At 71.7% G+C, this 20,838-nt stretch carries 18 protein-coding genes; 10 read left to right on the top strand and 8 right to left on the bottom strand.

Annotated features, from left to right (window positions below):
* Positions 1–104: 104 nt before the first annotated feature.
* On the top strand, positions 105–1,451 hold the full coding sequence (locus ACWIHT_RS16275; protein ID WP_456168625.1) for an FAD-dependent oxidoreductase: 1,347 nt from the start codon (positions 105–107) through the stop codon (positions 1,449–1,451).
* Positions 1,452–1,563: 112 nt separating this feature from the next.
* On the top strand, positions 1,564–2,913 hold the full coding sequence (locus ACWIHT_RS16270) for a nucleobase:cation symporter-2 family protein (RefSeq protein WP_456168623.1): 1,350 nt from the start codon (positions 1,564–1,566) through the stop codon (positions 2,911–2,913).
* On the opposite strand, the gene ACWIHT_RS16265 is transcribed toward ACWIHT_RS16270, so the two are convergent.
* Positions 2,910–4,181 carry an SGNH/GDSL hydrolase family protein gene (locus ACWIHT_RS16265; protein WP_456168621.1) on the bottom strand — a complete coding sequence of 424 codons (1,272 nt, stop codon included), beginning with the start codon at positions 4,179–4,181 and terminating at the stop codon, positions 2,910–2,912. The genes ACWIHT_RS16270 and ACWIHT_RS16265 overlap by 4 nt on opposite strands.
* Before the next feature lie 53 nt (positions 4,182–4,234).
* Entirely contained in the window at positions 4,235–5,560 is a 1,326-nt protein-coding gene (locus ACWIHT_RS16260) for an extracellular catalytic domain type 1 short-chain-length polyhydroxyalkanoate depolymerase (RefSeq protein ID WP_456168619.1), read from the bottom strand.
* Positions 5,561–5,810: 250 nt separating this feature from the next.
* Here ACWIHT_RS16260 and ACWIHT_RS16255 point away from each other — a divergent pair, with 250 nt between their 5' ends.
* Both ACWIHT_RS16255 and ACWIHT_RS16250 read left to right on the top strand, forming a co-directional pair.
* Positions 5,811–6,761: a pectate lyase family protein gene (locus tag ACWIHT_RS16255; RefSeq protein ID WP_456168617.1), complete on the top strand. Its 951-nt coding sequence runs from the start codon at positions 5,811–5,813 to the stop codon at positions 6,759–6,761.
* 32 nt (positions 6,762–6,793) lie between these two features.
* Positions 6,794–7,588, top strand: a complete 795-nt coding sequence (locus tag ACWIHT_RS16250; protein WP_456168615.1) for a pectate lyase — start codon at positions 6,794–6,796, stop codon at positions 7,586–7,588.
* 33 nt (positions 7,589–7,621) lie between these two features.
* Here ACWIHT_RS16250 and ACWIHT_RS16245 read toward each other — a convergent pair whose 3' ends face one another.
* Together ACWIHT_RS16245 and ACWIHT_RS16240 are read right to left on the bottom strand one after the other, a co-directional pair.
* Positions 7,622–7,945 carry a hypothetical protein gene (locus ACWIHT_RS16245; RefSeq protein WP_456168613.1) on the bottom strand — a complete coding sequence of 108 codons (324 nt, stop codon included), beginning with the start codon at positions 7,943–7,945 and terminating at the stop codon, positions 7,622–7,624.
* Positions 7,946–7,947: 2 nt separating this feature from the next.
* Complete coding sequence (locus ACWIHT_RS16240) at positions 7,948–8,706, bottom strand: PaaX family transcriptional regulator C-terminal domain-containing protein (protein ID WP_456168611.1); 759 nt, start codon at positions 8,704–8,706, stop codon at positions 7,948–7,950.
* A 74-nt stretch (positions 8,707–8,780) separates the two neighbouring features.
* Between ACWIHT_RS16240 and ACWIHT_RS16235 the strand changes: the two genes are divergently transcribed.
* Positions 8,781–10,448 (top strand): acyl-CoA dehydrogenase family protein, encoded by a 1,668-nt coding sequence (locus ACWIHT_RS16235; protein ID WP_456168609.1) that lies wholly within the window; start codon positions 8,781–8,783, stop codon positions 10,446–10,448.
* Positions 10,449–10,535: 87 nt separating this feature from the next.
* Positions 10,536–12,530: a HEAT repeat domain-containing protein gene (locus tag ACWIHT_RS16230; RefSeq protein ID WP_456168849.1), complete on the top strand. Its 1,995-nt coding sequence runs from the start codon at positions 10,536–10,538 to the stop codon at positions 12,528–12,530.
* An 81-nt stretch (positions 12,531–12,611) separates the two neighbouring features.
* Here ACWIHT_RS16230 and ACWIHT_RS16225 read toward each other — a convergent pair whose 3' ends face one another.
* Positions 12,612–13,196 (bottom strand): Rv1733c family protein, encoded by a 585-nt coding sequence (locus ACWIHT_RS16225; protein ID WP_456168607.1) that lies wholly within the window; start codon positions 13,194–13,196, stop codon positions 12,612–12,614.
* Between the two features lie 215 nt (positions 13,197–13,411).
* On the opposite strand from ACWIHT_RS16225, the gene ACWIHT_RS16220 reads away from it, so the two are divergent.
* Together ACWIHT_RS16220 and ACWIHT_RS16215 are read left to right on the top strand one after the other, a co-directional pair.
* Positions 13,412–14,563, top strand: coding sequence for a WD40/YVTN/BNR-like repeat-containing protein (locus ACWIHT_RS16220; protein ID WP_456168605.1), 1,152 nt, complete (start codon positions 13,412–13,414; stop codon positions 14,561–14,563).
* Between the two features lie 118 nt (positions 14,564–14,681).
* Positions 14,682–15,359 carry a uracil-DNA glycosylase gene (locus ACWIHT_RS16215; protein WP_456168603.1) on the top strand — a complete coding sequence of 226 codons (678 nt, stop codon included), beginning with the start codon at positions 14,682–14,684 and terminating at the stop codon, positions 15,357–15,359.
* Between the two features lie 130 nt (positions 15,360–15,489).
* On the opposite strand, the gene ACWIHT_RS16210 is transcribed toward ACWIHT_RS16215, so the two are convergent.
* Positions 15,490–15,618: a hypothetical protein gene (locus ACWIHT_RS16210; protein ID WP_456168601.1), complete on the bottom strand. Its 129-nt coding sequence runs from the start codon at positions 15,616–15,618 to the stop codon at positions 15,490–15,492.
* 64 nt (positions 15,619–15,682) lie between these two features.
* Between ACWIHT_RS16210 and ACWIHT_RS16205 the strand changes: the two genes are divergently transcribed.
* On the top strand, positions 15,683–16,645 hold the full coding sequence (locus ACWIHT_RS16205; RefSeq protein WP_456168599.1) for an N-acetylglucosamine kinase: 963 nt from the start codon (positions 15,683–15,685) through the stop codon (positions 16,643–16,645).
* Positions 16,646–16,740: 95 nt separating this feature from the next.
* Entirely contained in the window at positions 16,741–17,664 is a 924-nt protein-coding gene (locus ACWIHT_RS16200) for a sirohydrochlorin chelatase (RefSeq protein WP_262062790.1), read from the top strand.
* 118 nt (positions 17,665–17,782) lie between these two features.
* Here the strand turns inward: ACWIHT_RS16200 and ACWIHT_RS16195 are convergent, their stop codons facing one another.
* Positions 17,783–18,820: a lactonase family protein gene (locus tag ACWIHT_RS16195; RefSeq protein WP_456168597.1), complete on the bottom strand. Its 1,038-nt coding sequence runs from the start codon at positions 18,818–18,820 to the stop codon at positions 17,783–17,785.
* A gap of 381 nt (positions 18,821–19,201) precedes the next feature.
* Positions 19,202–20,692: an FUSC family protein gene (locus ACWIHT_RS16190; protein WP_456168595.1), complete on the bottom strand. Its 1,491-nt coding sequence runs from the start codon at positions 20,690–20,692 to the stop codon at positions 19,202–19,204.
* Positions 20,693–20,838 lie beyond the last annotated feature (146 nt).

Raw genomic sequence — 20,838 nt, 5'->3', positions numbered from 1 at the left:
GCACGGCACCCTGTCAGCGGAGCCCCAGTGGTGGGACCCTGGAGTTGCCAGCGGTCTGACGATTCGCCGATCTCCTGTGTGCCTGACGGGTGAGGAGTTCCGCCTTGCTGCGTATCGCCGTCGTGGGTTCCGGGCCGAGCGGGGTCTACACCGCCCAGAGCCTGGTCCAGCGGGAGCCCGGGGTGCTGGTCGACGTCCTGGACCGGCTCCCGTGCCCGTACGGTCTGGTGCGCTACGGCGTGGCGCCGGACCACGAGAAGATCAAGTCACTACAGAACAATCTGCGGACGGTCCTGGAGCACGAGCGGGTGCGGTTCCTCGGCGGGGTGCCGGTGGGGCCCGGCGGGGTGACCGCCGCGCGGCTGCGGGAGCTGTACGACGCGGTCGTGTACTGCGTGGGCGCCGCCACCGACCGCCATCTGGGGATCCCCGGCGAGGAGCTGCCGGGCAGCTGGTCGGCGACCGAGTTCGTGTCCTGGTACAGCGCCCATCCGGACTCCGCCGCCGACGGTTTCGTGCTCGGCGCACGCTCGGCCGTCGTCATCGGCGTGGGCAATGTCGCGGTGGACGTCGCGCGGATGCTGGCGCGCGGCGCGACCGAGTTGAGCCGCACCGACATACCCCAGGCGGCGCTCGCCGCGCTGGCCGCGAGCGGGGTGACGGACATCCACATGGTGGGTCGGCGCGGTCCCTCGCAGGCCCGCTTCACGACCAAGGAACTGCGCGAACTGGGCGGTCTGCCGGACACCGAAGTGACCGTGGATCCGGCCGAGTTGGCGCTCGACCCGGACTGTCTGGACCCCTCCGCCCTGCCCGCCGCGCAACGCCGCAATGTGGAGACGCTGCGCAACTGGGCGGCCCTGCCACCCTCGGGCGCGGCTCGCCGTATCCACCTCCGCTTCTTCCTCCGTCCCGTCGAACTCCTCGCCGACGCGGGGCGGGTGGGCGCGGTGCGCTTCGAACGGACCGCGCCGGACGGGCGGGGCGGAGTGCGCGGCACGGGTCAACTGGAGGACGTCGAGGCACAGTTGGTGCTGCGTTCGGTGGGCTATCGCGGGGTGCCGTTGGACGGGCTGCCGTTCGACGCCGAGCTAGGTGTAGTGCCGCACCGGGCGGGCCGCGTCCTGCGCGCGGGGATGCCGGTGCCCGGCGAGTACGTGGCCGGCTGGATCAAGCGGGGACCGACCGGCGTCATCGGCACCAACCGCCCGGACGCCAAGGAGACGGTGACGTCCCTGCTGGAGGACGCCCCCACGCTCGTACGACACGAGGCGTCCGAAGACCCGCTCACCGCGCTGCGCGCCGAGGGGATCGAGCCGGTCGAGTGGGCCGGATGGGAGGCCATCGAGCGGGCCGAGGTTGAGCTGGGGGCCTCGCTCGGGCGCGGCGGTGTGGTCAAACTGCCTGGCTGGGAGGCCCTTCGGGAGGCGGTGCGTGCGTCGCGCGCATAACGGATGGGCATGACACACGGCGGCAACACCTCAGAAATCAACAAACTGTTCAAGGCGCTTACGGTCTCGTGCTGTCCCCGCTTTCCGCTCCCTCCGCCGCTCAGGAGTGCCCATGGCAACGACCACACCCGTGCATCCCGTCGACGAGGTCCCACCCGTACGCCAGTTGGCCGCCTTCGGGTTGCAGCACGTGCTCGCGATGTACGCGGGCGCGGTGGCGGTTCCGCTGATCGTCGGCGGGGCGATGAAGCTCTCGGCCGCCGATCTGGCATATCTGATCACCGCCGACCTGCTGGTGTGCGGTATCGCGACGCTCATCCAGTGCATCGGCTTCTGGCGGTTCGGGGTGCGGCTGCCGATCATGCAGGGCTGTACGTTCGCGGCCGTGTCGCCGATGGTGCTGATCGGTACGACGGGCGGTGGACTCCCCGCGATCTACGGTTCGGTGATCGTCGCGGGGCTCGCCATCGCGCTGCTGGCACCGGTGTTCGGCAAGCTGCTGCGCTTCTTCCCGCCGCTCGTGACCGGCACGGTGATCCTGATCATCGGTCTGTCGCTGCTGCCCGCGGCGGGCAACTGGGCGGCGGGCGGCCAGGGTTCGAAGAATCTCGGTGAGCCGAAGAACCTCGCTCTCGCGGCCTTCGTCCTCGTGGTCGTCCTGGGTGTGCAGCGGTTCGCGCCCGCGTTCCTGAGCCGGATCGCGGTGCTGATCGGCATGGCCGTGGGGTTGGTGGCCGCGGTGGTGTTCGGGTTCACGGACTTCGGCGGGGTCGGGGACGCCGACTGGGTCGGCATCAGCACGCCATTCCACTTCGGAACTCCTACCTTCCACGCCTCGGCGATCGTGTCGATGCTGGTGGTGGCGCTGGTGACGATGACCGAGACGACCGGTGACCTGATCGCCGTCGGCGAGATGACCGACCGGAAGATCGAGCCGCGCTCCCTCGCGGACGGGCTGCGCGCCGACGGCCTGTCCACCGTCCTCGGCGGCGTCTTCAACACCTTCCCGTACACGGCGTACGCCCAGAACGTCGGCCTCGTCGGCATGACCCGGGTCCGCAGCCGCTGGGTCGTCGCCGTCGCCGGTGGCATCCTCGTCGTCCTCGGTCTGCTGCCCAAGCTGGGCGCGGTCGTCGCCGCGATACCGGCTCCGGTGCTCGGCGGCGCGGGCCTGGTCATGTTCGGCACGGTCGCCGCGAGCGGCATCCGCACCCTGACCCAGGCCGACTTCAAGGACAACCACAACCTCACCGTCGTCGCCGTCTCGGTGGCCGTGGGCATGCTGCCGGTCGGCGTGCCGACGGTGTACGCGCAGTTCCCCAACTGGTTCCAGACGGTGATGAACAGCGGCATCAGCGCGGGCTGTCTGACGGCGATCGTGCTGAACCTGGTCTTCAACCACCTTCCGGTGAAGGGCAGTTCGGCCGCGGCCCCCGCCGCCGCGAAGGAGCCGGTCGTCTAACTCAGCAGTCCGGCGGGAACCGTCGCGGCCAGGACGGCGTACCCCGCCGGATTGAGATGCAGCCAGTCGCCCACCTGGAGGGACTCCAACAGGCGCCGCGGGTCGGCCGGATCGCGTACGGCGCGGTCGAAGTCGATGACCGCGTCGAAGTGGCCGCTCGTCCGGATCCAGGTGTTGACCGCCCGGCGGGAGAACTCGCGCACGCCCGCCGGGTCGTCGTAGGTGTTGCCGCCGAAGGGGAGCAGGGTCGCGCCGTAGACGCGGATGCCCTGGGCGTGGGCGCGTACGACGATCTGGTCGTAGGCGGCCAACAGGTCCTCGGTGAGCTGGTGTTGGGCGGCGGTGGTCGCGTCGGCGGTGCCAATGTCGTTGACGCCCTCGAAGACGATGAGGCGGGTGACTCCGCTGCGGGAGAGGACGTCGCGGTCGAGGCGGGCGAGGACGTTGGGGCCGAGGCCGTCGTTGAGGACCCGGTTTCCGCCCGCCGCCTGGTTCAGGATCGCTACGGCGGCGGTGGCGGGGTGGGCCCGGAGGCGGTCGTAGAGCTGGTCCGGCCAGCGGTCGTTGGCGTTGGTCGTGGAGCCGCGGCCGTCGGTGAGCGAGTCGCCCAGGATCGCCACGGCCGTGGTGGCGTGCGGGGCCAGCACCTCGACGTCGCTGAGCAGGTACCAGTGGTCGACCGGGGTCGCACCGGGCAGGTCCTCGTCCTGTGTGTGGTCTCCGAGTTGGAGATACGACGTCGTGCGCGAGCCCGGGTGCGAGGTGAGCGCGAGTGACGGCTGGCCCGTCGTGAGGTAGGTCGTCACGGTCAGGACGGATGCTGCGGGCAGGTCCAACTCCAGGGGATCCGAGACCAGTTGGGCACCGACCGGGACGGTCGCCGACGCGCGTCCGGCGAAGGTGACCGGTCTGCTGCTGCCGGGCACGATCGCGCTCGCGCCCGCCCTGCCGCCCAGTGGGAGTGCCACCGTCACTGCGGTGAGCGGCAGCGGGGTGTCGCCGTAGGCGTTGGAGAAGCGCAGCCGCAGGGTCCGGCCTCCGGTGGTGACGCGGAGCGTCTGTCGGAGCGTGGTGTCGACCAGGACCGACCTGGTCCCGGTGAACGGCGTCGGCGGCAGGTTGCCGGGCTCGGTGAGCTGGGGCGTCGCCGTCCAGGTGTTCACCCAGTGCGAGCCGGTGCGTGTCGAACCGCCTTCGACACGCACCGGGTTGGGGGCCGACAGCGCCGAGGTCACGGCGCCGATCACGGTCCGTCTCGTGAGGTGCACGGAATCCACCTTCCTCGGGAAGGAGTTGGGGAGCGAAGGGCGCCAGGTGCGGATCAACCGACTGTGCAGGCCGTCCCGTTGAGCGTGTAGGCGGTGGGCGCCGCGCTGTCGCCGGTGTGGTTCGCCTGGTAGCCGATGGTCACGCTCGCGTTCGGGGCGATCGTGCCGTCGTACGACGCGTTGGTGGCCGTCACCGTGCCGGAGGCCGGTGTGTACGTGGCGCCCCAGCCGTTGGTGATGGTCTGGCCGGCGGGCAGGGCGAAGCGGAGTTGCCAGCCGTTCACCGTGCTGGTACCGGTGTTGGTGATCGTCACGGAGGCGGTGAGGCCGGTGTTCCAGGCGCTGGTCGTGGCCGTCACCTTGCAGGGGCCGGTCGAGGGCGGGGGCGTGGTGGCGCCGCCGGACAGGCCGAAGAAGGTGAGGACGCGGGCGCCCATGCCGTAGGTGTAGAGGTCGTGGCTGCCGCCCTGGAGGCTGATCGCCTCGACGGGGGCCTGGTCACCGGTGGCGCCGTAGCGGGTGCGGGTCCAGCCGACGGCCGGGGAGTCGGTGGCGGCCGGGGTCTGGCCGACGCCCAGCACGTTCGTCCACTGTTTGATCTCCTCGCCGAAGTTGGGGTAGCGCAGGGTGTCGTCGGCGGTGCCGTGCCAGAGCTGCATGCGGGGGCGGGGGCCGGTGTAGCCGGGGTCGGCGCCGCGTACCAAGTCGCCCCACTGTTGCGGGGTTTGGACGACCGTCCCGTTGGCGCAGGCGGTGTTCCACTCCGAGCCGTCGGTGGTGGCGAAGCAGCCGAACGGTACGCCGGCGAACGCGGCGCCGGCCGCGAACACGTCGGGGTAGTCGCCGAGCAGGACGTTCGTCATCATCGCGCCGGAGGAGACGCCCAGGGCGAAGACGCGGCCCGGGTCGGCGGAGTAGGTGTTCTTCACCCAGTCGACCATGGAGTTGATGCCGACCGGGTCGCTGCCGCCGTCGCGGTGCAGGGCCTGGGGCGAGGAGACGTCGAAGCACTTGCTGGCGCGGGTGACCGACGGGTAGACGACGACGAACCCCAACTGGTCGGCCAGCGAGGCGTATTCGGTGCCTGAGTACATCGCCGGGCCCGATCCCCCGCAGTAGTGCAAGGCCACCACGACCGCCGGGTGGGCGGTGACGGCGGCCGGGACGTACACGTACATCCGCAGGTTGCCGGGGTTGGTGCCGAAGCCGGTGACCTCGGTGAGGGTCGCGGTGGGGACGGCCTCGGTGCGGGCGGTGGCCGGAGGTGCCAGGAGGGTCAGGGCCGCGAGTAACGGGACCAACGCTCCGAAGAGGGCGACGAGCACCGAACGCGGCGGCTTTCTCAAGGACTTGAGGGTGATTCCGGCTGCGGGCGCCATGGGTGCGTCCCTTCCTGATCGCGGCTCGTGGGGCATCGCTCAGGGAAAGCAATCGGGCGAACAATCGGCATCGTGACATGCACATGAGCGGCATGGAAGCGCTCCCACACCCCGAATAGTTTCGCGCGGAGCGTTGACTAGAAAGCGCTTGCACCCTACGTTCCGTTCAGAAGTGTGACCGCGCGGTCCTTCATGGCGTACATCGTTCACGTATCCGATCACCCATGCCCTCCCGAAGGGACGCACCCGCATGCGTACTCGAAGATCAGCCCTGGCGGCGGTCGCCCTCGCCGCTACGGCTGTGCTCGCACTCCCCCACTCCGCCGCCGCGGCCGATTCCTCGCCGGTCGGATTCGGCGCCGGGACGACCGGCGGCGGCAGTACCGCCGCGGTCACGGTGTCGACGCTGGACGCCTTCAAGTCGGCTGTCACCGGCAGCAGTTCGAAGGTGGTGAAGGTCAACGGCCTGATCTCGCTGAGCGGTCAGGTGGACATCGGGTCCAACACGACGGTCCTGGGCGTGGGTTCGGCGTCCGGGTTCACCGGTGGCGGGCTGCGCCTGAAGAAGGTGACGAACGTCGTGGTCCGCAATCTCACCATCAGCAAGCCGGTCGCGCCCACCGACGGCATCACCGTGCAGGCCTCGACGAAGGTGTGGATCGACCACAACGCCTTCTCGTCCGACCTCGACCACGACAAGGACTACTACGACGGCCTGCTCGACATCACACACGCCTCCGACTACGTCACCGTCTCCTGGAACACCTTCAAGAACCACTACAAGGGCTCGCTCGTCGGCCACAGCGACAACAACGCGAGCGAGGACACCGGGCATCTGCGGGTGACCTACCACCACAACTGGTTCGACCAGGTCAACTCCCGTATCCCCAGCCTGCGTTTCGGCACCGGGCACTTCTACGACAACTACGTCGTCGGCGCCGAGACCGCCGTGCACTCGCGCATGGGCGCCCAGATGTTCGTCCAGAACAACGTCTTCCGGGACACGGAGGTCGCCGTCACGACCAACCGGGACAGCGACGTGGACGGCTACGCCAACCTCAGCGGCAACGACCTCGGCGGAGCCGCCACCGAGATCTCGCAGGTCGGCACGTTCACCAGCCCGCCGTACAGCTACACCGCCGAGCCCGCCTCGGCCGTCGTCGCCTCGGTGACGTCCGGCGCGGGCACCGGAAAGCTCTGACCACTCCCCCACCTCGGAGAAGGAATCGGGACATGACTTCTTCCCTACGGCCACGCGTGCTGACCGGCGCGGTGACGGCCTTCGGACTTTCAATTGGCATGATCATGGCATCAGGTGCGCTCTCGCCGGCCAGTGCCGCGACCTGGCCCACCGCGAGCGGCAGCCAGGCGGTCACCTCGACCATCTCGGTCTCGGGCACCAAGGACTACGGGATGCTGCGCCTGTACGGCAGCGGCGACCTGGGCACCGGCAGCCAGGACGAGGACCAGGGCCCCATCCTGGAACTGGCCCCGGGCGCGGTGGTCAAGAACGTCATCATCGGCTCCCCCGCCGCCGACGGCATCCACTGCCTGGGCGCCTGCACACTCCAAAACGTGTGGTGGGAGGACGTCGGCGAGGACGCGGCGACCTTCCTGGGCTCCTCGTCGTCCAACGTGTACACCGTCAACGGCGGAGGCGCGAAGGAGGCCAGCGACAAGGTGTTCCAGTTCAACGGCGCCGGGACCCTCAACGTCTCCAACTTCGCGGCGCAGACCTTCGGTACGTTCGTGCGCTCCTGCGGCAACTGCAAGACGCAGTACAAGCGCACGATCAACCTCAACACCATCGAGGCCACGTACAAGGGCAGCCGGATCGTCGGCATCAACACCAACTACGGCGACAGCGCGACCCTGAAGGCGATCACGATCGTCGGGGACACCAGCAAGAAGATGATCCCCTGCCAGAAGTACATCGGGAACAACACGGGCGCGGAGCCGACCACCAACGGCACGGGCGCGGACGGCACTTACTGCAAGTACGCGGCCTCGGACATCACGTACAGGTGAGCCCACCGCGGTGACGGCGGCCGGGAACGAGGGCTAGGGCCTGGCGATCTCCTGCCGGAGTTGATGCGTGAAGCGACGCAACAGGTCCAGCGTCTCCCGGAATTCGGCCCGGCGGTCGTCCCTGCCGTCGGTGGGCCGGGTACTCCAGACCCGGCGCGCCAGAGCGTCGGCGAGATCGACGGTCTCGCCGGCGCAGAGCAGATAGAGAACCACGGCCGTGTTGAAGCCGATCCCCGCTTTCAGCTTCTGGTCGCGGAGCCACATGCGGTCCTGTCGGCGCGCGGTGAACCACGAACCGAACACCGCCCCCATGAGACCGATCGCGGCCCCGACGGCCACGGACACGATGTTCTCCACGGTCAACTCTCCACATTCCCCAGCACCGTCGCGGTCAACTCCCGCCGACGGCTGGTGTATTCGGCACGCAGGGCCGGGCCCGGCCAGTCGGCGGGCAGGAGTTCGGGGGGCAGGACCGGGTCGGCGAGCAAGTGGCGTACGACGGCGGCGAGTACGGTGAAACGGTCGGCAGGGCGGTCGGCGGTGGCGGTGATCCCCGTGAGCAGCGCCTCGGCCGTCTTGGCCCAGGCCTCAAGTGGCCACAGGTTCCTGGCGAGTTCGCGGGCGGGCTCCTCGGGGCGGGTGGTGAAATGCCGGGCCACCGTGCCGAGTTCGTCCGGTCGGGGTCGTAGCAGATTGGCCGGGCGGAGCCAGACGCCCTCGCGGAGTTCCGCGAGCCGCAGTGCGGTCAACTCCCCTCGCAGCTCGGCGCGTTCGGCCGGGCCGCGACCGGTCGCGGTGACGACGGTCATCTCCCAGTCGCCGTCCCAGGGTCGGGTCTCGGGGTGTACGGCGACGTCCTGGCGGCGCTGGCGTTCCAGCAGGCGGTCGCTGAGCCGGTAGACGGCGTCCGTGCTCCGCAGATCTCCGGCCGCGACCATCCGGCTGAGCGCGGCCCGCAGGGTGGATCCGGCCACGCCGAGCGGCTCGACGGCGCGCAGCAGATCCCGTACGGGCAGCTCGGGCGGATGCGTGCCCAGCAGCAGGCTGAGGACGACCGACCGCGCGGACAACGGACGCAGGTCCACCTCGCCGGGCCCTTCCGTCACGTTCATCCGCATGGCCTCGTACTCTACGGGGCGGCCGTCGTGTTACATCATTGATGCGACCGCAGAGATAGTGCAACACTTCCCGTATGGCCCAGACACTCGCGCACACACCGCCGCAGCCCCGGAACGCCACGCACGACGTCACCAACCAGCCCCCGCCCCTGACCCCGTACGACGCCTCCGAGGACACGGCCCTCCTTGAGGGGCTCCGCCGGGAGGGCGCCGGCTGGGCCGAGGAGGACGTACGGCGACTCGGCCGGACGGCGGGCGGTGCGGAGGCGCAGGAGTGGGGTGAGCAGGCGAACCGGCACGAACCGGAGCTGCGCACGCACGACCGGTACGGCAACCGGATCGACGAGGTCGAGTTCCACCCGAGCTGGCACCGGCTGATGGGTGTCGCCGTCGCCGAGGGGTTGGCGGGTGCGCCCTGGGCGGACGAGCGCCCCGGCGCCCATGTGGCCCGTACGGCGGGCGGGTTGGTGTGGGGACACACCGAGGCCGGGCACGGGTGTCCGACGTCGATGACGTACGCCGCCGTTCCCGCGCTGCGCGCCCAGCCCGAACTGGCCGCGGTCTACGAGCCGTTGCTCACCGGCCGGGTGTACGAACCGGGCCTGCGCGTACCGACCGAGAAGCGCGGGCTGCTGGCCGGGATGGGGATGACGGAGAAGCAGGGCGGCTCGGACGTCCGCACGAACACCACGGCGGCCACCCCCACCGCCGAACCCGGCGTGTACACACTGCGCGGGCACAAGTGGTTCACGTCGGCGCCGATGTGCGACGTGTTCCTGGTGCTGGCGCAGGCTCCGGGCGGGCTTTCGTGCTTCCTGGTGCCGCGCGTCCTGCCCGACGGCAGCCGCAACGTGTTCCGTATCCAGCGGCTGAAGGACAAGCTGGGCAACCGGTCCAACGCGTCCTCGGAACCGGAGTTCGACGGGACCGTCGCCTGGCTGGTCGGGCCCGAGGGGCGAGGCGTCAAGACCATCATCGAGATGGTCAACTGCACGCGCCTGGATTGCGTGATGATGTCGGCGACGCTGATGCGCAAGACGCTCGTCGAGGCGGGCCACCATGTGCGCCACCGCGGTGCGTTCGGCGCGCGGCTGCTCGAACAGCCGCTGATGCGCAATGTGTTGGCCGATCTGGCGCTGGAGTCGGAGGCCGCGACGACTCTCACCCTGCGGCTGGCGGGCGCGGCGGACCGTGCGGTGCGCGGGGACGACGCCGAGTCCGCGTTCCGCCGGATCGCCACCGCCGTCGGCAAGTACTGGGTCACCAAGCGCGGTCCGGCCTTCACGGCGGAGGCCCTGGAGTGCCTCGGCGGCAACGGCTACGTCGAGGACTCGGGCATGCCCCGCCACTACCGCGAGGCCCCCCTCCTCTCCATCTGGGAGGGCTCGGGGAACGTCAACGCCCTGGACGTACTACGGGCGTTGAGCCGGGACCCCGGCCCGGCGGAAGCCCTGTTCGCCGAACTCGCCCTGGCGCGGGGCGCGGACGCCCACCTGGACGCGGCGGTGAGCCGGTTGCGGAGCGCGTTGAGTGAGGCGACCGAGACCGGCGCCCGCCGCCTCGTCGAGCAGATGGCGCTCACCCTCCAGGCATCCCTCCTCGTACGACACGCCCCGGCCGCGGTCGCCGACGCCTTCTGCGCGACCCGGCTGGGCGGCGACTGGGGGCACGCCTTCGGCACACTCCCCGACTCCGCCGACCTCGGCGCGATCCTTACCCGCGCCCTGCCCGACGGCGGCTGACCCTCGGTCACCTCCCGATTCCGCTTCGTTGTCAGTGGCGTGGTGCAGACTCGCGATCAGGTGGCACTTCGTCTGGGGGAGGGCAACGTGTTCACGGGGATCGACGAGGTCGACTGGGCCTCACTGCGCCATGCGTACGGCAGTGCGGCCGACGTGCCGGAACTGCTCAGGGGACTGGCCGCCGAGGACCTCGCCGTGCGGGCGGGCGCGCTCGACGGGATGTACGGCGCGGTGCACCACCAGGGGCGGGTGTACGACTCGACACTCGCCTGCGTTCCGTTTCTGCTCGCACTCGCCACGGACGAGGGGGCCGCGGAGCGGGGCGAGTTGGTGGAACTTCTGATCAGCATCGGGCGGGGGCACGGGTCGGCCGAGGCCGTCCTCAAGGCGGAGGCCGAGGTCTTCGTCACGCTCGTAGGTGACCGGGACCCCGGCGTGCGCCGGGCCGCCACCGAGGGACTGGTCCGGTTCCTCGATCAACCCGCGCGCGTGCTGGGCCTGTTACGGCAGCGGATCACCGCCGAGCGAGACGACCGGGCACTGCTCGCCCTCGTCGAGAGCCTCGGTCTGTTCGTACGGCGGTACCCGGCCCACGCCGTCGAGGCGCTGGTCACCCTGCTGGCACTCGGCGTTCCGCCGCACGACCCCGGGCTACGGCTCGCCGCACTCGGCCAACTCGCGGGCTGCGCACCGGATCTGCTCCCCGCCGACCTGGTCCCGACGGTCGTGGACCTGCTCGGGGCGCGGTCCGAGCGGCGTCGGTCGGGGCTCCGTGCGCGGGACGACATCGACTGCCCGGACACACTCGCCGGGCGGTTACGGCGACTTCGTCCCTCGGACGAAGAGGGCGCCCAGCTCGTGCGCACGCTGCACACCGCGCTCGACGGGCGGGTGACCGACCGGATCGCCCTGCTGGAAGGGCAGTTGACCGCCCCGGACTCCACCGACCGGTGCAACGGGGTGTGGCTGTCGGCTGGCCTGTTCCGCGAATGGCGGGGCGACCACTCGGCACTCGTCGCGCTGGTCGGTGAGCAACTGGGCACCGAGGACTACCGGTTGCGCGATGCCGCGTCGTCGGTACTGGGGGAACTCTTCCACCTGGCGACACCGGCCGCCGATCACCTGCACACGCTGGTGAGCGCGCGCCCCGAACAGTGGACGCAGCGCCTGGAGCGTGGGGCGCCGGCCTTGGGCGGCGTGCTCAAGGCCCTTGCCCGCAGCGGTGATCCACGGGCGACACCGGTACTGGCCGAGGTGCTCGCGCGGCCGGTCGTACCCGACGACCTGGGACGGGTGATCGTCCACCTGGGCCGCTCGGCCGCACCGCTCGCCCCGGCGTTGCGGCACCGGCTCGGCCGTGTACCCCTCGACGCCCCGCAGACGTCCGACCGTGCCGTACCCCTGCTGTCCGGGCTGACCGCGCTCGCCGACCGGGAGGCCGTACCGGAGGTGCTGCGTCTGTTGCGCGGGATGCCGGACGGGGTGCGGTTCAGGGAGCGGGTCGTGGCCTCGGCGGTTCGGGCGCTCGACGCGTTCGGGGTCGTGGCGGAGGATGTCGTACCGGTGCTGCGCGGGCTGTTGGACTCCGAGTGTGCGGGTGTCGCGGCGGGTGCGTTGTGGTCGGTGGAGGGAGACGCGTCGGCCGTACTGCCGTCCCTGTTGCGGGAGTTGGCGGGTGCGGACGGGCGGCGGCGCCGGGTGGCCGCGGATGTGCTGGCCCGGGTGGGGGTGGCCGGACGGGTCGCGTCGGACGGGCTGGCGCGGATGGTCGGGGCGGAGTGTGTGGAGGAGCGGGTCGCTGGGGCCCGGGCGCTGTGGCGGGTGACCGGGGATGCGGAGAGGGTGCTTCCGGCGCTGCGGTCGGCTTGGACCGGGCATCCGCGTGTGCGGGGCGCTGTTGCCGCGTGCCTGGTTGGGATGAGGGCTGCCGGGGCACCCCTGCACGACCTGGTGGAGGCTGAACTCGCCGCTCCGCGACGGCATTTGGCGCGGAGCGGCGGGCATGGGAGCCAGGACGTTCTGGCGGACGAGAGGCTGTTGGGGATGTGCCGGGAGGTGGTGGCGGGCGGGGAGGGCACGTAGGAGAGGCATGACGAGGGCCCCTGCGTCGATCCGCGTGCCAGGGGCGCTCATGTCATGCCGGGGCCGGGCAGCCCGTCCTGCTCAGCCCGTCTTACGGCTCCACAGCGGGCCGAAGCGTGCCCACTCCTCGTCCCACTGGTCCATGCGCCGGCGTTCCAGCCTGATCCGCAGGGCGCGTGCGCTGATGAAGGGGACGGCTGCCGCGCCCATTCCCAGCAGGGTGCCGATCAGCGCGGCCCGCAGCTGGGCCTGGGACACGGAGGCGGGCTTGGTGACCAGATGGCCCTGCGGGTCGGTCCATATGGTCACCGGAGTGCCGATGCCACTGCCGGAGGGAACACGGATCTGGCCGGTGTGCGAGGAGCCGTCCACGGCCGTCCAGCGGACCTTCGCCCAGACCAGCTCGCTGTTCGTTCTGCCGGAATTGGCCGGGGAGAGGCCGGGCGCGTCCTGGGTCACCAGTGCCACCACCGGTTTCCACTCGGCGCGCTCCTGGGCCAGTTCGTTTTCGACGGACCGGGTCGCCGTCAGACCGACCAGCACGCCTGCCAGGACGGTGATCAGCCAGGCACCGAGCACGATCCACGACTCCACCGCATCGGCGCGGCGCTTGAGCGGATTGCGCCGCCACCGCCACAGCCACACCTTCGGACCTCGGAACGCCATCGAAGGCATCCTCCTCATGAACGCACTGATACGCCGAACCGCCCTCCCATACGGGAGACGTCTCCTCGATGCTCACGACGAATACCCCGACTCGACGGTCCCATGGTTGACGAGGTGCGCGCGGGCTTTTCGCGAGAGGTGTTCCCAGGATCTGCCCGTCGGGCCCGGAACAGGGTCCTGACCTGCGGTGACGCCGGTTCCAGGGGTGACTGTCAGTGGTGGGGTGCACACTGGCGGGTGAGGGGGTCGAAGTGGCCAAAAACGCGGTGGAGGTGATCGTCATGACCGAGGTGCTGCTCGCGGTGGGCACGCGAAAAGGCCTGTTCATCGGGCGCGGACGGGGTGGAGTCTGGGAGTTCGACGAGAGTCCGTACTTCAACGCGCAGGCGCTGTATTCGGTCGCTGTCGACACCAGGGGCCACATGCCGAGACTGCTGGCCGGTGGTGACAGCGCTCACTGGGGTCCGTCCGTGTTCCACTCCGACGACCTGGGGCGTACATGGGTCGAGCCGGAGCGGCCGGCCGTCAAGTTCCCGAAGGACACGGGGGCTTCGCTGGAGCGGGTGTGGCAACTGCACCCGGCCGCGGCGGAACCCGAGGTGGTGTACGCGGGTACGGAACCGGCCGCGCTGTACCGCTCCGAGGACCGCGGCGAGAGCTTCGACCTCGTCCGTCCCCTCTGGGAGCACCCCACCCGCTCGCGCTGGGTGCCGGGCGGCGGTGGAGAAGGGCTGCACACCGTCCTCACCGACGAGCGCGACCCGAAGGCCGTGACGGTCGCCGTATCAACTGCCGGAGTTTTCCGCACGCGTGACGGGGGCGCGAGCTGGGAGCCGTCCAACTCCGGTGTCTCCGCAGTGTTCCTGCCGGATCCGAACCCGGAGTTCGGGCAGTGCGTGCACAAGATCGCGCAGGACGCGGCGACCCCGGACCGGCTGTATCTGCAGAACCACTGGGGGGTGTACCGCAGCGACGACGCGGGCGCCCACTGGACGGACATCGGCGAGGGACTGCCGTCCACGTTCGGCTTCGCGGCGGTCGCCCATCCCCATCGCGGCGACACCGCCTATGTGTTCCCGATCAACGCGGACGCGGACCGGGTGCCCGCCGGACACCGCTGCCGGGTCTTCCGTACGGCCGACGCGGGGGCGAGCTGGGAGCCGTTGTCGGCGGGACTGCCGGCCGAGGACCACTACGGCACGGTGTTGCGCGACGCGATGTGCACGGACGGCGCGGACCCGGCGGGCGTGTACTTCGGCAATCGCAACGGCGAGGTGTACGCGTCGGACGACGACGGGGACAGCTGGCGGCAGTTGGCGTCCCATCTCCCCGATGTGCTGTGCGTGCGGGCCGCGGTGGTCGCATGAGGACGGCAACTGCCTTATGGGGAGGCTTCGTTCATGCGCGGTCACCGTCCGGTCGTTCTCGGTCGGGCTCGGACCACCGGTTGATCGTCGAGCCGTGTACGGCAGTAGGGTGACGCCCGTGGCACCACGACCGTTGCATGAGATTGTCGAACCGGGCTGGGCGAAAGCCCTGGAACCCGTGGCCGGACGCGTCGCCGAAATGGGGGACTTCCTGCGCGCGGAGATCGCCGCCGGGCGCACCTATCTACCGGCCGGGCCGAATGTGCTGCGGGCCTTCCAGCAGCCCTTCGACGACGTCCGCGTCCTGATCGTCGGACAGGACCCGTATCCGACTCCGGGGCACGCGGTGGGGCTGTCGTTCTCGGTGGCCCCCGAGGTACGTCCGCTGCCGCCGAGCCTGCTCAACATCTACCGGGAGCTGAACACGGACCTGGGGCTGCCCCAGCCGTCCAACGGTGATCTGACACCGTGGAGTCAGCAGGGGGTGCTGCTGCTCAACAGGGCGCTGACCACGGCCCCGCGCAGTCCGGCCGCGCATCGCGGCAAGGGCTGGGAGGAGGTCACCGAGCAGGCGATACGGGCGCTGGCCGGGCGCGGCAAGCCGCTGGTGTCGATCCTGTGGGGCCGGGACGCCCGCAATCTGCGCCCCCTCCTCGGCGACCTGCCCTCGGTGGAGTCCGCCCACCCGTCCCCGATGTCGGCCGACCGCGGCTTTTTCGGCTCCCGCCCCTTCAGCCGCGCCAACGACCTGCTGGTCCGGCAGGGAGGACAACCGGTGGACTGGCGCCTGCCGTGACAGGCACCGGGGACACCGGGTCGGCTGGGGCGGCGGAATCAGCAGGGGCATCAGCGGGGGCGCCGGACGGACCGGCTTCCGCGGACGAGGCCGCCGAGGTCGGCGCTCCGGACGGGACGGTGTCCTTCAGTCAGACCGCCGACGCCAGACGCAGCGCTGAGGGGGCTTCGGGCGGGCGGGTGTCCTCGGGCGGCACCGCCGAGACGGGCGCCGCCGCCGGGAGTTCGTCGGGCAGGCTCCCCGAGCCGGTTCCCCCCACGATTCCTTCCGCGGTGTCCCCATCGACACCCCCCGCACAAGACACCCGCGCCAGGTTTCTCGCCGTGGACTCCGGAGGCTCCGGGCTGCGGGTCGTCGTAGGGGAGGTCGGGCGGCCGGTGTCCTTGCCGGTCGCGTCCGGGGAGCCTGTGCGGACCGGTGCGCGGGGGATCGACGCCGGGCATTTCATGGAGCAACTGATGCCCATGGTGCGGGAGTTGGCCGGTGACGCCGGGCGCACCGAGTGGGGTACTGCCGTGATCGGGGCCACCGGGCTCGCCTCCCTCGGGGACGGGTTGCGGGAGGAGTTGCCGGGGGCGCTGGCGCGGGAGTTCGGGGTGCGGACGGTCGCGCTCGTCGCCGATGCCGTCACCGCGTATGTCGGTGCCCTCGGGGCGCGGCCCGGTGCCGTGGTCGCGGCCGGTACGGGACTCATATCGATCGGCACCGACCTCACCGGCTGGCGGCGGGCCGACGGTTGGGGACACCTGCTGGGCGACTGCGGTGGCGGGGCGTGGATCGGGCGGGCCGGGCTGGAGGCGGCGCTGCGGGCGTACGACGGGCGGGACGGCGGTTCCGGGCCGCTGCTGGCCTGCGCCGAGGAGCGGTTCGGGCCGATGCCGGGACTGCCCGGCACGCTGTATCCACGGCCGGATCGTCCCGCCGTACTCGCCTCCTTCGCGCCCCGCGTCGCCGAGTGCGCCCCGGACGATCCGGTGGCGGCGGGCATTCTGCGTGCCGCGGCCCGGCACATGGCCGAGTCGGCCGCCGCGGTCTGCCCGACGACCGGCGAGCCGCAGATCGCCCTCACCGGTGGCCTGTTCCGGATGGGCGACCCGCTCCTCGTACCCGTGCGCGAGGAGTTGGCGAAACGGCTGCCGCACGCCCATCCGGTCGCGGCGGCGGGCGATCCGCTGGACGGTGCCGTGCGGATCGCGCGCGACCTCGCGGCGGGTGCGCTCACCCTGCCGGCCGACGGCGTGATGGTGCACGTGGTGAGCGTGGCGGGGCGAGGTGATCACTTCTGATCCGTGCGTAACTCATCAGACAAAACAGGACGGATACCGCTCACCTGCACCCTCCCCGAACAGGGGAGCCCAAGAAGCCAGTAACATGCCTCGCCATGAGCTCCCCCACTGGGCCCGCGTCCGGCCTGCCAGTACGAATGCCGCGACCTCGCCAGCCCGGGCGGCACCGCCGACCCGAGCCGCTGGCGGCTCCCGAGGGCGCGCCCGCGCTGGTGCTCGCCGTGCCGGGCACGCCCAGCGCCGCCACGCGCAGCCTCGCCGAGGAGGTCGTGAGCATCGCGCGCTCCGAGCTGCCCGGTCTCGACGGGCGCATCGGTTACCTCGACGGGGACGACGCCGAGTTCCCCACGCTGACGGCCGTGCTCGCGCACGCGGCCGAGGAGCGCACCGCCCGCTTCGAGCAGGCCAGGGCCGCCGGCGCCGACGTCAAGGAGCCGGACGGTCCGGTGGCCGTCGTCGTGCCGCTGCTCGCCGGTCCGGACAGCGCGCTGCTGCGCCAGGTCCGCCAGGCCGTCATGGACAGCCGGGTCGCGGCCGATCTGACCGATTCGCTCGGCCCGCACCCGCTGCTCGCCGAGGCGCTGCACGTACGGCTCTCCGAGGCGGGTCTTGCCCGTGCCGACCGGGCCCGGCTGTTCACCGTGGCGACGGCCGCGGACGGCATCATCCTCGCGTCCGTGGGCGGCGAGGAGGCCGTGCAGGCGGCCGGTATCACCGGCATGCTGCTCGCCGCGCGCCTCGCCGTGCCGGTGATGGCGGCGGCGCTGGACCAGGAGGGTTCGATCGCGGCCATCGCGGAGCAGCTGCGCGGATCCGGATCGCAGCAACTCGCCCTGGCGCCCTATCTGATCGGCCCCGAGATCGACCCGGGTCTGCTCCAGGCGGCGGCTGCCGAGGCCGGCTGTTCGGCCGCCGAGGCGCTCGGCCCGTACCCGGCGATCGGCAAGCTCGCGCTCTCCAAGTACACGACGGCGCTGGGTATCGCGCCGCCGCAGCCGCAGGGCGCCCCGGTCCGCTGACCCGTTCCGGTCCGCACCGGGTTGTCCTGGCCTGGCACGTGTAACGCCGTAGCGCCGAAAGGGCCCCTCCTCACGCGGGAGCGGGCCCTTCGGCATGCCGTGGACACGGCCTGTGGGGTCAGTCGAACACCACGCAGGACGCGGCGGTCACGTCGATCGAGCCGCCGGGGCGCGGGATGCCGGTGGCGGGGTCGACGGCGAACCAGGTCACGTCGCCCGACCGCTCGTTCGCCACGTACAGGTAGCCGTCGGACTCGGTGAGCGCGCGCGGCCAGTGGCCGCCGCAGGGCACCGTCCCGACCAGGCGCAGCCCCTCCCCCTCGACGGCGAGCACGGACAGCACGTCCTCACCGCGGGTCGCCGTCCAGACGAAGCGGCCGTCCGGCGAGGTCACGATGCCGGAGGGGTAGGCTGCGTCGCCCGCCGGTGCGCCCGGCAGTACCGGGGTCTCGGCCAGCGGCTTCAGTGCGCCGCTCTCGGCGTCCCAGCGGCAGACGGTGACGGTCGGGGTGAGTTCGTTGAGGACGTAGGCGCGGTCGCCGTCGGGATGGAAGGCGAGGTGGCGGGGGCCCGAGCCGGGCCTGAGCGCGATCTCGCGGTGCAGTACGGGGCGTCCGTCGTCCAGCGCGCACACCAACACGGAGTCGGTGCCGAGGTCGATGCCGACGGCCCAGCGGCCGCTGGGGTCGGGCTGGATCTGGTGGGCGTGCGGCCCCTGTTGGCGTCGCTCGTGCGGGCCCGAGCCGGTGTGCCGGAGCTGTCCGGAGGGGCGGTCCGCCAGCGTGCCGTCCGGGCGGACCGGGACGGCGGTGACGCTGCCGGAGCCGTAGTCGGCGGTCAGGACGTGTCCCGCGTACAGGCTCAGGTGCGTCGGTCCCGCGCCGCCGAGGCGCACGGGCGGGCCGAGCGGTTCGGGCTTGTCGCCGTTGACGCGGTACGCGGCCACCGCACCCTCGTCCGTCTCGCTGACCGCGTAGAGGGTGTCCCCCTCGGGCGCCAGGGCCAGATACGAGGGGTCGGGGACGCCGTCGACACTGCTCAGGACGGTCAGCGCGCCGCTGTGCGCGTCCACGGCCGCCGCGACGACACCAGGGCCGCCCGCCGCCGTGAACGACCCGATGAAGGCCCGCCGTTGCCGCCTGCCGCCGTCTGTCACCGCTGTCCCCTCTCGGTTCAGTGCTGTCCGGGGTGACGGTAGCAGTCGATCATGAGCGGTCTAGACCAAAGCGCCGAGTCTGTTGCAGGGGCCCTGTCGGACCGCGCGCAAGGGTTGGGCGAGTTCCGCGCGGGGCGGTTCCGGACGGCACGGGTGAGCCGGCGCGGGATTGCCCGGTCAGGCGCCTCGCACGAGGCTCACCTCGACCGCTCAGGCGCGGTGCGCGGGGGGCTCCGCCTCCACCGGGCCGAACCCGCTCAAGCCCCACAAGCCACAAGCCCCGAACCTGAACCCGACCGCGCCCGCAGCGGCCCCGCGAGGCCCGCCTCCGCCGGTCAGACGCGGCGCACGAGACATCCACCCCCACCCGACCGAACCCCCTCACGCCCCCACAAGCCGCGCCCCCGTCGCCCGCAACGGCCCCGCGAGTTCCGCGAGCGCCCGTTCCAGGCCGTGGAGGTGGGCCAGCGCGGGTTCCGCCGGGCACCGGGACGGCATGGCCCCCAGCGGGGACGTGTCGCCGTCCGTGAGTGCCTCGACCGCGGTCTCGACGCGGCGGCACGCGGCGGCGAGGCGGGTGTCGTGGGAGGCCTGCGGGTCGGCGGCCACCGTGGCCAGGCCGCGGATCTCGTGGGCGCAGTCGTCGAGCAGGGCCAGCACCCGGCGGGCACGGCGCTTTCGGCCGAGCATCGGGTTCAGCGGGTGCACGAGGGGGGCCACGGAGAGCCGTACCCGGCCCAGGAGTTGTTCGAGCTCGGCGATGCGTGCGGCGGGGTCGGCCCGGCCGGAACCAGCGAGGCGGACGGCGGCCTCGGCGGTGCAGGCGTGGACACAGCGCAGGGCGCGCTGGATCCAGGCGTCCGTGGTGGTGTGGGTGGTCACCGGGAGCACCAGCAGGACGGCCAGTACGGCGCCGAGCGCGCCGACGCCGGTCTCGGCGAACCGCAGCGCCAGCAGGCCGGGGGTCAGGACGCCGAGGAGGCCGTAGAGCAGCTCGGCCATCAAGGTCACCGAGAGCATCATCCACGTGTAGGAGACGGCTGCCGAGTAGAAGATCCCGAAGACGCAGGCCGCCACCAGGATCGCGGTGGGGACGGGGGCGCCTTGCACCGGTACGGCGATCAGGAGGCCCAGGGCGATGCCGAGGACCGTGCCGAGGACGCGGCGGAAGCCTCGGACCACGGTCTCGCCGCGTGAGGCGGTGTTGACGAAGATCCACCAGGTGGCGCCGACGGCCCAGTACCAGCGCTGACCGGACACCAACTGGCCCACCACGAGGGCGAATCCGGCGCCCGCGGTCGCCTGGACGGCCTGTCGGGTGGTCACCCTGGCCAGGCCGCGCCCGGTCGGCGGGGCGGGTGTGGTGGGCGGGGGCAGTCGGCGTTCGTAGCACCACAGGCCGAAGCGGACCGTCGCCGCGGTGAGCACGGAGAGGGCCACGGCGGCGTAGAGCGCGGGCAGTTGGTCGGTCGTCGCGTGCAGGAACTGGGCCACGAAGAAGGTCATGAACGCGAACACACCGAGGCTGTGGCCGCGCGGTCCCCAGCGGCGGGCGTAGACGCCGGCGCCGACGACGGCGAGGAAGGTGAGGTCGCGGGCGACGGGGTGGGCGTGCAGTTCGGCCGCCGCGGCGAGCACGGGAAGGCCCACGCAGGGCAGGAGGGCGGTGGTGACGGCCTGTCCGCGCACCGTGGCGTCCGTGACCGTGAAGAGGGCGAGCAACGCGGCGAGGCCGCCGGTCACGGCACCCGCGAGGGACTGCCCGGTCAGCCCGCAGACCACCACCGCGAGGCCGATACCGAGCACGGCCCGCGCGGCGAACCGCAACCGCGTCCGCCCCGGATCCGGAGCCACGAACACCCGCTTCAGCACTGCTTCCCCGCCCCTTGCGCGCACCCACACGAAAAAGGCGCCGCGGAGGTCCGCAGCGCCATCGACGCGCCCATCACAACATCACCCGGCAGACTGGCTCAAGTGGCCTCCGAATCACTGGACCATTGGCACAGCGCAAAGCAATT

Source organism: Streptomyces sp. NPDC002276, assembly GCF_053891435.1.
The sequence above is the reverse complement of the archived record's forward strand: the minus strand, read 5'-3'. Positions and strand labels throughout refer to the sequence as shown.

Excerpts from the sequence above, each read along its gene's own strand:
- ACWIHT_RS16260 (WP_456168619.1), bottom strand. The coding sequence starts at position 5,560 with ATGGCGCCCGCAGCCGGAATCACCCTCAAGTCCTTGAGAAAGCCGCCG.
- ACWIHT_RS16235 (WP_456168609.1), top strand. The coding sequence starts at position 8,781 with ATGGCCCAGACACTCGCGCACACACCGCCGCAGCCCCGGAACGCCACG.
- ACWIHT_RS16200 (WP_262062790.1), top strand. The coding sequence starts at position 16,741 with ATGAGCTCCCCCACTGGGCCCGCGTCCGGCCTGCCAGTACGAATGCCG.
- ACWIHT_RS16240 (WP_456168611.1), bottom strand. The coding sequence starts at position 8,706 with ATGCGGATGAACGTGACGGAAGGGCCCGGCGAGGTGGACCTGCGTCCG.
- ACWIHT_RS16270 (WP_456168623.1), top strand. The coding sequence starts at position 1,564 with ATGGCAACGACCACACCCGTGCATCCCGTCGACGAGGTCCCACCCGTA.
- ACWIHT_RS16250 (WP_456168615.1), top strand. The coding sequence starts at position 6,794 with ATGACTTCTTCCCTACGGCCACGCGTGCTGACCGGCGCGGTGACGGCC.
- ACWIHT_RS16225 (WP_456168607.1), bottom strand. The coding sequence starts at position 13,196 with ATGGCGTTCCGAGGTCCGAAGGTGTGGCTGTGGCGGTGGCGGCGCAAT.
- ACWIHT_RS16255 (WP_456168617.1), top strand. The coding sequence starts at position 5,811 with ATGCGTACTCGAAGATCAGCCCTGGCGGCGGTCGCCCTCGCCGCTACG.